Raw genomic sequence first — 13728 nt, forward strand, 5'->3', positions numbered from 1 at the left:
ACGGCCGCGGCTACAGGCCCGGCCAGATCTACGGAAACCCCGCCGAGGAGCGGGAGTTCGGGAGCGTCGCGGACGTCACGAAGCAAGGGCTGCGGGGCGTGCGTCCGGGACGCGCCGCACTCGTCGGCGGCCAGGACCTGACGGACGGCGACGGCTCGCGGGCGGAGGCCCCCGGCAGGGGCAGGCACCGCGGACGCAGGCGGCGCGGCCGCAAGGGCGAGCAGACGGTGGTGCCGGAGGCCGAGTTCACCTCGTACTACGGCAGGCCCGTGCTCAACCAGCCCGCATGGCAGCCGCTGAACATCGCCGGCTACTTCTTCCTGGGCGGACTCGCCGGTGCCGGCTCGGTGCTCGCCGCGGGTGCCGAGCTGACGGGACGTCCCGTCATGGCCCGCGCGCTGAAGACCTCCTCGGCCGTCGCGGTCGCCGGTTCGGCCGCCGCCCTCATCCACGACCTCGGACGCCCCGGGCGCTTCGTCAACATGCTCCGGGTCTTCAAGCCGACGTCGCCGATGAGCGTGGGGTCGTGGCTGCTCTCCGCGTACGGCCCGGCCGCGGGGGTGGCGGCCCTGTGCGACCTCCGCGGGACGCTGCCGCGCGTGGGCCGTGCGGCGACGGCCGGCGCGGCGCTGCTCGGTCCGTCGGTCGCGACGTACACGGCGGTGCTCGCGGCGGACACGGCGGTGCCGGGCTGGCACGACGGCTACCGCGAACTGCCCTTCGTCTTCGTCGGCTCGGCGGCAACCGCCGCCTCCGGCATGGCACTTGCGATGTCGCCGACCGCCGAGAACGGCCCGGCGCGCAGCGCCGCGCTCGCCGGGACGGCGCTGGAGAACGCGGCGCTGAAGGCCATGGAGCGCAGGCTGGGCCTCGTCGCCGAGGTCTACCGCGACGGCCCCGGCGGACGCTGGATGCGCGCCGCCGGGGCGCTGTCGGCCGCGGGCGCGGCGGGTGCGGCGCTGCTCGCGGGGCGCAGCCGCGTGGCCGCCGCCGCCAGCGGCCTGACGCTCCTCGCGGCCTCGGCGTGCACACGCCTGGGCGTCTTCCACGCGGGCCTGGAATCCTCCCGGGACCCGAAATACACCGTCCTCCCCCAACGAGCACGCCTGCGCCGCCACCAGGCCGCCGGCCCTGACGGCACGCCCTGACGGCGCCTCCTCGGCTCAACCGGGGGCGGATCAAGGCCAGTTGACGCGGCCGCGGGCGACCGCGCACCGTGGCGGCGGCCCCCGGCCTAGGCCCAGCCCGGAGGGCGCGGCGGTAGCCGGCGCCCGGCGCCGCACCTTCGCGCGCTAATCCCCGGGCACGGCGGCCAGCTCCTCCCGCACCTCGTCCGCCCGGAGCTCCCGCAGCTCCTCCCCCACCAGGAGCCAGCGGGTGATCCCGACCGATTCGAGGAAGCGAAGATCGTGGGCAGCGATGAGCAGCGCGCCCTCGTATGAGGCGAGCGCGCTCGTCAGCTGGCGTACGCCCGGCACGTCCAGGTTGTTCGTCGGCTCGTCCAGCATCAGCAGCTGCGGTGCCGGCTCGGCGAGCAGCATCGCGGCGAGGGTCGCCCGCAGGCGCTCTCCGCCGGAGAGCGTGCCCGCGGGCTGCGCGGCGCGCGCTCCCTTGAACAGGAACCGGGCGAGCTGCGCGCGGATGTGGTTGTCGCTCGCTCCGGGTGCCGTGCGGGCGACGTTCGCGGCGACGCTCAACTCCTCGTCCAGCACGTCCAGGCGCTGCGGCAGGAACCGCAGCGGTACGGACACCTCCGCCTCGCCGGAGCGCGGTTCGAGCTGACCCGCGAGCGTGCGCAGCAACGTGGTCTTGCCCGCGCCGTTGCGCCCGACGAGCGCGATGCGTTCGGGGCCCCGCACGTCGAGTCCGGCCTCGCGCAGCCGTCCGTACCGCGGACGCAGCTCGCGCACGCGAAGGACGGTGCGTCCCGCGGGCACCGCGGTGCGCGGCAGGTCCACGCGGATCTCCGCGTCCTCGCGGACGGCTTCCGCGGCCTCCTCGCGCCTCTCGCGCGCCTCGTCCAGCCGGTCCTCGTGCAGTCCGCGGAGCTTGCCCGCGGACTCCTGTGCCGACCGCTTGCGCTCACCCGCGACGATCTTCGGCGCCCGCCGCTGGGCGTCCATCTTCCGGCTGTTGCGCTGCCGTCGCGCCAGCTTGATCTGCGTCTCCTCCAGCTCGCGCTTCTGCCGGCGCACGTCCGCCTCGGCGGCGCGCAGCATCCGCCCGGCCGCCTCCTGCTGCGTCGCCAGCGCCTCCTCGTACGCGGACCAGCCGCCCCCGTACCAGCTCACCGCGCCGGAGCGCAGCTCCGCGATGCGGTCCACGCGCTCCAGCAGCTCACGGTCGTGGCTGACCACGACGAGGACTCCGGAGCGCCAGGAGTCCACGGCCTCGTAGAGGCGCCGGCGCGCGAACAGGTCGAGGTTGTTGGTCGGTTCGTCCAGCAGCAGCACGCCGGGACGCTCCAGCAGCAGCGCCGCCAGCCGCAGCAGTACGGTCTCGCCGCCGGACAGCTCGCCGACGGTGCGGTCCAGTCCGACGTCCGCGAGACCGAGGGAGCCGAGCGTCACCAGGGCCCGCTCCTCGACGTCCCAGTCGTCGCCGACGGTCTCGAAGTGCTCCTCGCCGACGTCCCCCGCCTCGATGGCGCGCAGCGCACGCCGCCGCTCGGCGATGCCCAGCGCCTCGTCGACGCGGAGAGACGTGTCGAGCGTGATGTTCTGCGGGAGAAGAGCGAGGCCGCCGCCGACGCTCACCGAACCCCCCGAGGGCCGCAGCCGCCCGGACAGCAGATGCAGCAGGGTCGACTTGCCGGAGCCGTTGGCGCCGACGAGGCCCGTGCGGCCCCGTCCGATGGTGAGCGAGAGCCGGTCGAACACGGCGGTGCCGTCCGGCCAGTGGAAGGAGAGCCCGGAGCAAGTCACGGACGGTCCGGACGTGTTGGGACTCTGGTCGGTGTTGATCACGTTGATTCTCGCAGTCGCGTGCGCGGTGGAAAGGGACTCCCGTGTGCGAGCACCACGCGGCGGCAGAACCGTGAAGGACGTTGGAAGGAACGTGCGGGCCCTGGCCCGGAGGGGGTGAGGGACGGTTCGTGCACCGAGGTCGCATCCACGCGGGGTCACGGGCGGCGGGTGGCCGGCTCGACATGACCGTCGTACGGGCAGTGCCGTGACGCGTGGTGATCGCGGACCTCAGATGCGCAACGTCCACCTCTATCGGAGACAACAGGACTCTTGAACTGTACCGCGCCGGCCCGCGGCCCGCGCCGGGCCCATTGAACGCTGCCGGTCCGCGCCCCGCGCCGGGCGCACGAGGGCCCGGTGCGGGGGCAGTTCAGTTCGTCAGGTCAGGTCGTCAGTACAGGTCGCCGGCGGCTCAGTACCGGGGCGCGTTGCGCGAGCGCTGGACCCGCGCCCCGCGCCGGTCGCGAGCGTTCCAGCAGGCCTTGTGCCAGTGGCGCCGGTCGTCCACGTCGCCCAGCCGGGGCCAGGCCACCACGTGGGGCACGCCGGCCGGGATCTCCTGGTCGCAGCCGGGGCAGCGGTACCGCTTGCCTGCCGTGCCGCCGACCTGCCGTACGGCCCACTCCTCGCCGCGCCACTCGTCGGTGCGCTCGAGCCCGTACCGCGTCCCGCGCTCCTCCTCGCTGGGGCTGCCGGCGGACGGTTTGGCTGCACCGCTGCGGGGGCGGTTACGACGCGGCGACACGGAACACCTCGGGAGCTCGGACTGCGGTTGTCCCCACAGTAGCCACAGACACCCCGTGAGCCCGCAGCCCTGGCGCGCGGGAGGACTGATCGAGTCCGCAGCCTGTTGCCAGTTGCCGTTCATCGGAACAATCAGTGCCCATCAAGCCGTGCCTTTGGCACGTGTCAGCCGTTATTGCCTGGAGGGGACGGCAAGCCCAAGAGGACGGAGCAGCATGCGAGTTGGAGCATTCGTCTTGGCCGCGCAGTTCCCCGGGCAAGGTCAGAGAGAGGCGCTGCACCGCGCGGTCCGTACGGCGGAGGTGGCGGAGGAGTCGGGGCTCGATTCCGTCTGGCTCGCCGAGCACCATTTCGTTCCCTACGGCGTCTGCCCGTCCGCGGTGACGCTCGCCGCGATGCTCCTGGGGCGCACGCGGCGCATCGGCGTGGGCACGGCGGTATCCGTGCTGCCCAACGCCCATCCGGTCGCCCTGGGCGAGCAGTCCGCGCTGCTGCACCTCACCTCCGGCGGCCGCTTCACGCTCGGAGTCGGACGCGGCGGGCCCTGGGTCGATCTGGAGGTGCTCGGCGGCGGCCTCGACGCGTACGAGCACGGCTTCCCGGAGGCGCTGGATCTGCTGCTGCGCTGGCTACGGGAGCCCCGCGTCGGAGCGGAGGGCGAGCGCTACCGGTTCCGCGAGGTCGACGTGGTCCCCCGCTGCGAGGCGCCCTTGGTGCCGGCCCAGGAGGGTGCGGGCGTACAGGCGCAGGGCGGCACTGGCCTGCCGGCGCAGGACGAGCCGGGCGAGCCGCCGTCGAGCCGTCCCGCCGTGATCGTGGCCTGCACCTCGCCGGGCACCGTCCGGCTCGCGGCGCGGCGCTGTCTGCCGATGCTGCTCGGCATGCACTGCGACGACGAGGAGAAGGCGGAGATCGTCACGATGTGGCACCGCGAGGCGCGGGAGGCCGGGCACGGTCAGCCGGAGATCGACCATGCGGCCTCGCTCCACGTCTCGGCGGGCGTCGCCCAGGTCGGCGACGACACCGCGGAGGCGGCGGAGTCGCTGAAGAAGGCGATGCCGGGTTGGTTCCGCCAGGGACTCGGAGCGCATCGCACCGTGGACGACCGCAAGCGCACGATGCGCGACCCGGTCGCATATACCGAACTGCTGTGCCGCCTGCACCCGGTGGGGACACCGCGACTGTGCGCGGACCGGCTCGCCGCGACGCGCGAGCGCACCGGGATCGGCCGCTTCGCGCTGCTCGTCGAGGGCACGGGCGACCTCGTGGCGACGGAACGCAACGTGCAGCGGCTGAGCGACGAGGTTCTCCCGCTTCTCCCCCCCCCGGAGCGATGAGCAGGTGAATCCACGCTCAACCCCGTGAATTCTCGTGGGAGTTCACGCGCGGGGCACCGCTCTACCGGACGCTGCGCACACAGCACGCTGCCGCTGCCCACGGGAGCAGCGGCAGCGCGGCACGAGTGCCAGCCGCCCCGATTCAGCAGTCGCGAAGCGTAGGCGACTGGTTGAGCAGCTGACCGCGGACGGACGTGAAGCGCGCCAGCCTCTCGTCGACCGCGTCGTCGAGCGGGAAGACGGCGACCCGGTGACAGTTCTGGAAGGCCAGCCGCACTCCGAAGTGACGTTCCAGCGCGCCGCGTATCGCATCGCTGGCCAGCGCCCGCAGCAGCTGGCCGCGTGCCTGCTCGTCCGGCGGCGGCGTCTGGTTGTCGGCGAATTCGCCGCCGTCCACCTTGAGCCGGGCCACCAGGGTGCTGACCATCTCCCATGCGTAAGGGAGGGACGTACGGACGCAGTCGACGAAGTCACGCTCGTCGACTTCGTCCCGTTCTGCTTGTGCCAGCAGGGCCGGTGAGACGTCGAGCGACATGGGATCTCCTCTCGCGACCCCCGGAGTTCCAGGGATCTACCTGATGGATTGGAAGGGACCCGCTCGGCGCCGGGTGTTCACACGACTCCGTACAGCGACACCCCCCAACGTTAACGTTAAGGGGCGGACAGTGACCGCACCATGCGAATGGGCATACATCCGGCCACAGTCGAAGAGGGCCATCGGGGGCGAATCGCATCGCGGAAGCGTGTCCAGTAGCGTGACCGCTCATGCGTCTCGTCATCGCCCGGTGCTCCGTCGACTACGCCGGCAGGCTCACCGCTCATCTCCCCCTGGCCCCACGGCTGATCCTGGTCAAGGCCGACGGCTCCGTCTCCGTGCACGCGGACGACCGCGCGTACAAGCCGCTCAACTGGATGTCCCCGCCGTGCTCGGTGAAGGAGTCCGAGGAGGGGGACGGCTCCGTCTGGACCGTGGAGAACAAGTCGGGCGAGAAATTGATCATCACCATGGACGAGATCCTCCACGACAGCTCACACGAGCTCGGCACGGATCCCGGGCTGATCAAGGACGGCGTCGAGGCACACCTCCAGGAGCTGCTCGCGGACCGCATGGAGACCCTGGGCGAGGGCTGGACGCTGATCCGCCGCGAGTATCCGACGGCCATCGGCCCCGTCGACATCCTCGGCCGCGACGACACGGGCGCCACGGTGGCCATCGAGATCAAGCGCCGCGGCGAGATCGACGGCGTCGAGCAGCTGACCCGCTATCTCGATCTCCTCAACCGCGATCCTCATCTCGCCCCGGTCAAGGGCGTGTTCGCCGCGCAGGAGATCAAGCCGCAGGCCCGGGTGCTCGCCTCCGACCGCGGCATCGGCTGCGTCACGCTCGACTACGACTCGCTGCGCGGCATCGAGGACGACAAGCTCAGGCTGTTCTGAGAGCACGGCGCACCGGGAGCGCGGCCGGACCGCGGAGGCGGCGGAGCACGGTGCTCCGCCGCCGGCTGACCCGTTCCTATGAAAAGCACACGTCCGTACGGGTCGTGTCCCTGTCACACACCTCCCGCTTCGGCGGACGGCGCCGCCGGTCCCGATAGCGTCCGAGGCTGCCTGCGCCGGGGGAAGCCTCCGGCCCTCAGACCCGGGAGAGTGCAGTGCGTATCCTGCTCGTGGCCAGTGCCTTCAACAGCCTCACCCAGCGCGTGTACGCCGAACTCACCGATCTCGGCCATGAGTTGGAGGCGGTGTGCGGAGCGGGCGACGACGGCGTACGGGAGGCGGCCGTCCAGCACCGCCCCGAGCTGGTCATCGCGCCGATGCTGAAGACGGCCATCCCCGAGGACGTGTGGTCGCGGCACGTCTGCCTCGTCGTCCACCCCGGGCCTCCCGGGGACCGCGGCCCCTCCTCGCTGGACTGGGCGATCGCCGCCGGAACCCGGCGCTGGGCGGTGACCGTGCTTCAGGCGGAGGCCGGCATGGACGCAGGCGACATCTGGGCGTCGGTTCCCTTCACGCTGCCCGAGACCGGCAAGAGCGACGTGTACCGCAACGAGGCGTCCGACGCCGCGAGCGCCGCCGTGAGGCTCGCCGTCGCACGCTTCGCCTCGGGCAGCTGGAAACCGCGGCGGCAGGACGAGGCCGGCACCGATGTGGTGTGGCGCCCGTACTTCCGCCAGGAGCGGCGCCGCATCGACTGGGCCGCGGACTCCACGCGCACCGTCCTCCGGAAGCTCCGCGCGGCGGACTCGCAGCCGGGCGTCTTCGACGAACTCCTCGGCGCCCAGTGGTTCCTGCACGGCGGGCACCCCGAGCACGCGCTGCGCCCGTGCGGCGCACCCGGCGAGATCGTGGCGAAGCGCGCGGGCGCCGTGTGCCGTGCGACCCGCGACGGCGCCGTGTGGATCCCGGAGTTGAGGCCGCGCCGTACACCCGGCGGACCTCCCATGTTCAGGATGCCGGCAGTGGACGCGCTGGGCGCCCGGCTGCCGGAGTCGGTTCCGGAGGTGCCCGCACCGCTGGAACCGCCGGGCGCCGGGGGCCGCCAAGGCTGGACGGACATCCGCTACGAACAGCGCGGAGCGGCGGGCTTCCTCTGGTTCTCCTTCCCCGGCGGCGCGATGAGTACCGGGCAGTGCCGCCGGTTGCTGGCGGCGTACCGGCACGCGCTCGAAAGGCCCACACGGGTGCTCGTCTTCGGCAGCCCCCGCGACTTCTTCTCCAACGGCATCCACCTCGGCGTCATCGAAGCCGCACACGATCCCGGAGCGGAGTCCTGGGCCAACATCAACGCGATGGACGACCTGGTCGAGGCGGTGCTGCGCACCACGGACCGGCTGGTGGTCGCCGCCCTCGGAGGCAACGCCGCGGCGGGCGGCGTGATGCTCGCCCTCGCGGCGGACGAGGTGTGGTGCAGACGGGGCGCCGTGCTGAACCCGCACTACCGGCTCATGGGCCTGTACGGGTCGGAGTACTGGACGTACTCGCTCCCCCGCCGCGTCGGGCCCGCGACGGCCGAGCGCCTGATGCGCGAGGCGCGTCCCATGAGCGCGTCGGCCGCGGCGGAAGCGGGGCTGGTGGACCGTCTGGTGGCCGCCGCAGCGGGGGACTTCGCGGATGAGACGTCACGGATGGCGGCGGAGCTCGCCGACGACGCGGGGCTGACGGATCGCGTCGCGGCCAAGGCGGCAGCGCGCGCCCGCGAGGAGTCGGTCAAGCCGCTCGCGGAGTACCGCCGGGACGAACTGACAAGGATGCACGGCCAGTTCTTCGGGCAGCACGAGCCGTATCACGCGCTGCGCAGGGCGTTCGTACGGAAGGAACGGGCGAGCGGCCCGGTCGGCTGAGCGGCCGCCGCCGGAACCCGCACTGCGTCAGGGGTTCCGGCGGCTTTCGGCTGGCGGCCTGTGGCCCGTGGGGCGCCGAGGTCAGACGACGAAGGGCGCCGGCTCCGACGACGGTGCGAGGCCGATGGCTCCGAGGATCGTGCCGCCCGTCGACCCGCCGGTGTCGCTTCCACCGCCGGTGTTGGTTCCCCCTCCGGTGGTGCCGCCGGTGTCCGTTCCACCGGTGTCGGCACCTCCGGTGGACGTGCCGCCCGTGTCGGTGCCCCCTGTGTCCGTGCCCCCGGTGTCGGTGCCGCCGTCGTCCGTACCGCCGGTGTCGGTGCCGCCGTCGTCGGTGCCCCCGGTGTCGGTACCGCCGTCGTCCGTACCACCGTTGTCGGTACCGCCGTCGTCCGTACCGCCGTTGTCGGTACCGCCGTCGTCCGTGCCCCCGTTGTCGGTACCGCCGTTATCGGTGCCCCCGTTGTCGGTGCCGCCGTTATCGGTACCGCCGTCGTCCGTACCGCCCGCGTCGCCGGGGTCGCTGCTGGAGGGGTCGTCGTCCGGTGCGGAGCTGCTCTCGCTCGGCGACTCCTCGCTCGCGCTGTCGGAGGCGTCCGGGGACTTGCTCGACTCGCTGGGGCTGGAGGACTTGCTGCTCTCGCCGGTCCGTGGAGTACGGGAGTCGGGGTCGTCGGCGTTCAGATCGCTGTGGTCGTCCCGCTGCGAGGTCGATCCGGGCTTGCCGCGGTCCAGCGGTCCGCTGCCGTCGTCCGGGAGGCGGCCGAGTCCCACGATCGTGGCGAGTACGGCGATCAGCACCGCGCCCGCACCCGCGGCCGCCAGGTTTCTTCGTGCCGCGTAGGCCACCGAGCCCGGTTGGCGGTGGACGAGAGTCGGGGTCGCGTCGGCGGGTCTCCCTGCCGCGTAGGCCGTCGGGTTGGCGATCGAGGCGGCGACCGTACGCGCCGCCCCGTCCGCGCCCTCCCGCTGTTCGCCCCGTCTGTGACCTCTGAGGGAGGCGGCGAGCGAACGCGTGGGTCTGTCTCTGTCGTCGTACGCGATCACTGCCGTCTCGGCTTCGTCGCCGGACACGGCCGGGACGGGTACGGGGGGAGCGTCCGGCATCGGCTCCCCGGGCCGCCGCTCGCTGGGCCCCGCCTTCCCCGCACCGCCCGGGACATCGGGCGGGACGGGTGCCGCGGGATGCTGCCCGACGAGGAGGTCGGTGGCCAGGGCGAGCGCGCGCCGGCCGGTGAGCGTGCCCCGCTGGTCCGCGAGCGCGCCACGCAGCGCGATGGACGCCTCCAGCTCCGCGGCCGCACGCTGCAGCTGCCCGGCGCACAGGGCGAGTACGCCCAACTCATGGTGGAAATAGGCCTCTTGGGCGACCTCGCCCGATGTGCGCGCCGCTTCCAGACCGCCGCGCAGAATCCTGTCCCAAGCGCTCCAGCGCAGCGACGAGGCCAGCACAGGCGCCGCCGTGCGGGCCAGCAGCACCGCCGCGCTCGCCTGTCCGCCGCGGTGGGCGCCCTGGATCGCGGCGAGCACGACGTCCGCCTCGGCGGCGACCTGTGCCGGCGTGACCGAGGGCTGGTCGACCCACCATCCGTAGTGATGCGCGGTCATCTGGGCGCGCCCGTCGGTGCCCTCGGCGAAGCCCGCGGCGGACAGCGCGTCGGCCACGCCGGCCGCGAGCCTGTAGTGCCCGCCGGTGGCGGTGACGAGTCCGGCGCGTGCCAGCTCGCCCTCGGCCTCGTCCGCGTGCCAGTCGCCGATGAGCGCGGGGAGCTGTGTGCGGTGCGGGAGTTCACCGCCGAGCGAGAGTGCGAAGCGCAGCGCGTCCCGTGCCGAGGAGGAGAGCCGCTCGGCGACGCGCGCGCTCATGGGGCTGCTGCGCAGGCCGCTGAGCTCGCCGACCCTGCCGCCGTACCGCAGAAGGGCGCCCGCCTGTACGAAGCGCAGCGGCAGACCGCCGGAGGACTCCTCCGAGGCGAGCCACATGTCCTGCGCCGCGTCCGCCTCCTCGTCCGTCAGCGGCCTTCGTACGGCATGTTCGAGCAGTTCCAGGCATGCGGTGCGGCTGAGGCCGGTGAGCCGGAACTCCTCCACGTGGACGTCACCGGAGGGAGGGGCGACGTCCGGGGTGGCGGCGAGGAGATAGGCGCATTCCGGGGTGGCGTCGAGGAGTTGGTCGAGGGCCTCGCCGCCGAAGGCGAGGTCGTCGATGACGACGACGGCTCCGACGCCGTGCAGCGCGGCCCGTATCCCGTCCTCGTCGGGACGGTACTGGGGCGCGTCGTGAACCGCGGCGAAGAGTTCCTGAAGCAGGTCCGAGGAGGTGCGGTGATAGCCGCTCAGCCGTATCACGCCGTCCGGTGCGAGCTCCGCGACGTCCTCGGCGACGGCGTCCAGCAGCGTGGTGCGCCCCGAGCCGGGGAGCCCCGTCAGACGTATGGAACGCCCGCAGGCGAGCTGTTCCGCCAGCCACTCGCGATCCTCGTCGCGTTCGAGCATGGGTATGGCGCGCCTGCCCGGTGCGTCAGGTGCCCCGGAGGGCGGGCCGTCCGGCTCGCCGGACGCGGGCGGATCGCCGCCGGTCACGTCCGTGTGACGCGCGTACACCGCGCGTTCGCGGCGAGTCAGCCTCCGCGGCTCACGAGGGAGTTCGGTGGGCGGGCAAGGCTCGACCTCGCTGCCGTCGACCGGATTCACGGTGAGCAGCTGTCTGCCTACGACGAGCCTCGCCGGACGTGGGATGTCCGCCTCCGCCGCGCCCGTTCCGCCGCCGCTCTCGGCGCCGTTGTCTTCCTCGCCGTGCTGAGTGTTGCCGTGCTGAACCATGGTGGAATGCCCCCAGATACTCCGGTACGAGCACGCCCCGCCTTGATCGGCATCTCCCGTCGCAGGTCGGCGCGAACGGCAGCACCGGGCGCTGCTTCCGGCACAGTATTACCGCGGGGGCTCAGGCTGAACCGCCGTGCACGTCAAGGCTTGGTGAGAATCTCGGCTTCCGATGCCGTCAGGCCGCCCTCGATGGCGAGGATGCGGTGCAGCCGCGTGGCCACCAACAGGCGCTGCATCTGCGGCGGAACGTCACGCAGCACAAGCCTGCGCCCGCAACGGCCGGCCCTTCTGTGTGCGCCCATGATGACGCCGAGCCCGGTCGCGTCCCACGAGTCGAGGCCGGCCAGATCCAGCACGAGGTCGCCGTCGCCGGAGTCGACGGCGGAGTGAAGGACCGTACGGGCGTCCGCCGCGCTCCGGACGTCGAGGCGACCCCCGACGGCCAGCTCGGCGTGGTCGCCCCTGATATGCATAACCGCTCCCCGGATGTGTCTTTCGCGTACCTTCACGTTTGAATGTCTCACCACAACTGACTGCGATCACCGCAACCTGGTTGCCGTCCGTGCTCGAACCGATACGGAAATCACCCTCGCGGGCGATGGCCTCTCGAACGCGCCCCGGTGGAGCGGCAGTCGGTCCGTCGTGTGTGCGTGTGTGTCTCAGTGTTCGTAGTAACCCCGGCCGCTCTTGCGGCCGATGTCGCCCGCGTCGACCATCCTTCGCATCGACTCGGGCGGGGCGAACTTCGGATCCCGCGACTCGGTGTAGATGTTCTCGCTGGCGTGCAGCAGGATGTCGACCCCGGTCAGGTCCGCGGTGGCCAACGGCCCCATGGCGTGCCCGAACCCCAGCTTGCAGGCTGTGTCGATGTCTTCGGCGGTGGCCACGCCGGACTCGTGGAGCTTCGCCGCCTCGACGACGAGTGCGGAGATGAGCCGGGTGGTGACGAAGCCCGCGACGTCGCGGTTGACGACGACACAGGTCTTTCCGACGGACTCCGCGAACTCGCGTGCGGCGGCGAGGGTTTCGTCGCTCGTACGGTGCCCGCGCACGAGCTCGCACAGCGCCATCATCGGGACCGGTGAGAAGAAGTGCGTGCCGACGACCCGTTCGGGGCTCGACGTCGCAGCCGCGATCTTGGTGATCGGAATGGCGGAGGTGTTCGAGGCGAGGATCGTCTCGTCCTTGACGAGAGTGTCGAGCCTGCCGAAGATCTCCCGCTTGACCTCGATCTTCTCGAAGACGGCCTCGACGACGACGTCCGCCTCGGCGACCGCGTCCAGATCGGTGGTGGTCGTGATGCGCGCGAGCGCGGACTCGGCCGCGGAGGCTTCGAGCTTGCCCTTGCTCACGAACTTCTCGTACGACGCCTTGATGCCGTCCGTGCCACGGGTCAGCGCCTCGCCGGTCACATCGCGGAGAGTGACGTCCCAGCCCGCCTGAGCCGAGACCTGAGCGATGCCGGATCCCATGAGACCGGCACCGATGACGGCGAGCTTCTTCCCCACGACTGCCACCTGGCCCTACCTGCCCTTGCCTTTGCGTGAACGCCTGTTGGGCGGACATTAGCGCTTCACGACAACCTTGTGGCGGTGAAGAGACACGCGTCACGTCTCACATGGCGGACATCACATCGGGGTGTCCGATCCGTGCGGCTTGAGCGGGACGGCCGCCGGACCGGCTCGCGGGCACGCAGGGTGGGGGCGGCGCGCCGTGCCCGGCACCGCCGTCTCATTCCCCGGGCCGCTCCGCGTAGTTGAGGAACTCGTCCGTGACGAGCGACTCGAAGGTGTCGATGCGGTGCAGCGCGTCCCGTACCGCCTCGTCGGGGGCCGTTCCGCACGAGACGGCAATGGTGGTCGTACGGAAGAGCGCGTTGCTGAACTGCACGAACTGACCGGCGACAAGGTCGGGACGGGGGTCGCCGGCGGGCGCGCCGGTCTCCTCGCGCAGCGTGCCGGCGAGGCGGTCGGCGGTGCGCTGGTGCATCACGTGGAGGCGGGCCATGAGGGCGGAGGCCTCGTGGATGCGGCGCGCGAACCGGTCGTACCCCTCGACGACTCCGCCGTAGATGCTGCGGGAGACGACGTCCTCGCGCAGCTGCGCCAGCAGGGCCCGCACCGCGGACTCGCCGGGCGCGCGCTCCCTGACGATGCGGGAAGGGCGCTCGGTCATCTCCTCCTCACGGTCGAAGAAGAGGTCCTCTTTCGAAGGGAAGTAGTTGTAGACCGTGTTGACGGAGACGTCGGCGGTCTCGGCGACCTCGGCGACGGTCACCGCGTCGAAGCCGCGCTCCAGCATCAGACCGGTGGCGACGTCCGAGATCCGCTGCCTGGTCTCCCGCTTCTTGCGCTCCCGACGGCCCTCTGCTGCCCGCGCCTGCGCCGCGCCCTGCGCGCTCGCGCCCGTCTCACCGGTCATGGCGTCATCGTAGGCACATCGCTGCACGAGCTGAAAACTTGGCCATCATCAAAACTTGGAGCGGTTGCAATTTTTAAGCTGCTCTGTTTTTGT

11 protein-coding genes are annotated in these 13728 nt (G+C 72.1%); 4 read left to right on the forward strand and 7 right to left on the reverse strand.

The genetic code is table 11. The features are described 5' to 3' along the window. The first annotated feature begins 89 nt into the window (after window positions 1-89). Window positions 90-1148: an NrfD/PsrC family molybdoenzyme membrane anchor subunit gene (gene nrfD / locus QQM67_RS27115; protein WP_399067740.1), complete on the forward strand. Its 1059-nt coding sequence runs from the start codon at window positions 90-92 to the stop codon at window positions 1146-1148. A gap of 144 nt (window positions 1149-1292) precedes the next feature. On the opposite strand, the gene QQM67_RS27120 is transcribed toward nrfD, so the two are convergent. Together QQM67_RS27120 and QQM67_RS27125 are read right to left on the reverse strand one after the other, a co-directional pair. Next, window positions 1293-2966 carry an ATP-binding cassette domain-containing protein gene (locus tag QQM67_RS27120; protein WP_399067702.1) on the reverse strand — a complete coding sequence of 558 codons (1674 nt, stop codon included), beginning with the start codon at window positions 2964-2966 and terminating at the stop codon, window positions 1293-1295. Between the two features lie 412 nt (window positions 2967-3378). Then, window positions 3379-3711 carry an ATP/GTP-binding protein gene (locus QQM67_RS27125; RefSeq protein WP_314177395.1) on the reverse strand — a complete coding sequence of 111 codons (333 nt, stop codon included), beginning with the start codon at window positions 3709-3711 and terminating at the stop codon, window positions 3379-3381. Between the two features lie 214 nt (window positions 3712-3925). On the opposite strand from QQM67_RS27125, the gene QQM67_RS27130 reads away from it, so the two are divergent. Continuing rightward, window positions 3926-5047: an LLM class flavin-dependent oxidoreductase gene (locus QQM67_RS27130; protein WP_314177398.1), complete on the forward strand. Its 1122-nt coding sequence runs from the start codon at window positions 3926-3928 to the stop codon at window positions 5045-5047. Window positions 5048-5189: 142 nt separating this feature from the next. Here the strand turns inward: QQM67_RS27130 and QQM67_RS27135 are convergent, their stop codons facing one another. Further along, window positions 5190-5582, reverse strand: coding sequence for an SCO5389 family protein (locus tag QQM67_RS27135; protein WP_314177400.1), 393 nt, complete (start codon window positions 5580-5582; stop codon window positions 5190-5192). A gap of 230 nt (window positions 5583-5812) precedes the next feature. Between QQM67_RS27135 and nucS the strand changes: the two genes are divergently transcribed. Beyond that, window positions 5813-6484 carry an endonuclease NucS gene (gene nucS, locus QQM67_RS27140; protein ID WP_314177402.1) on the forward strand — a complete coding sequence of 224 codons (672 nt, stop codon included), beginning with the start codon at window positions 5813-5815 and terminating at the stop codon, window positions 6482-6484. A gap of 215 nt (window positions 6485-6699) precedes the next feature. After that, the gene (locus QQM67_RS27145; RefSeq protein WP_314177404.1) at window positions 6700-8388 is read left to right on the forward strand and encodes a hydrogenase maturation protein; all 1689 of its coding nucleotides are present in this window, start codon (window positions 6700-6702) and stop codon (window positions 8386-8388) included. Window positions 8389-8469: 81 nt separating this feature from the next. Here the strand turns inward: QQM67_RS27145 and QQM67_RS27150 are convergent, their stop codons facing one another. The 4 genes from QQM67_RS27150 to QQM67_RS27165 form a co-directional block, all read right to left on the reverse strand. Then, the gene (locus QQM67_RS27150) at window positions 8470-11211 is read right to left on the reverse strand and encodes an ATP-binding protein (protein ID WP_314177406.1); all 2742 of its coding nucleotides are present in this window, start codon (window positions 11209-11211) and stop codon (window positions 8470-8472) included. Window positions 11212-11354: 143 nt separating this feature from the next. Further along, window positions 11355-11687, reverse strand: coding sequence for an STAS domain-containing protein (locus QQM67_RS27155; RefSeq protein ID WP_314177408.1), 333 nt, complete (start codon window positions 11685-11687; stop codon window positions 11355-11357). A 186-nt stretch (window positions 11688-11873) separates the two neighbouring features. Beyond that, the gene (locus tag QQM67_RS27160; protein WP_314177410.1) at window positions 11874-12722 is read right to left on the reverse strand and encodes a 3-hydroxyacyl-CoA dehydrogenase family protein; all 849 of its coding nucleotides are present in this window, start codon (window positions 12720-12722) and stop codon (window positions 11874-11876) included. A 223-nt stretch (window positions 12723-12945) separates the two neighbouring features. Then, window positions 12946-13635: a TetR/AcrR family transcriptional regulator gene (locus QQM67_RS27165; RefSeq protein WP_314177412.1), complete on the reverse strand. Its 690-nt coding sequence runs from the start codon at window positions 13633-13635 to the stop codon at window positions 12946-12948. Between the last annotated feature and the right edge of the window lie 93 nt (window positions 13636-13728).

The organism is Streptomyces winkii (assembly GCF_032248595.1).
Taxonomy (GTDB): Bacteria; Actinomycetota; Actinomycetes; order Streptomycetales; family Streptomycetaceae; genus Streptomyces; species Streptomyces winkii.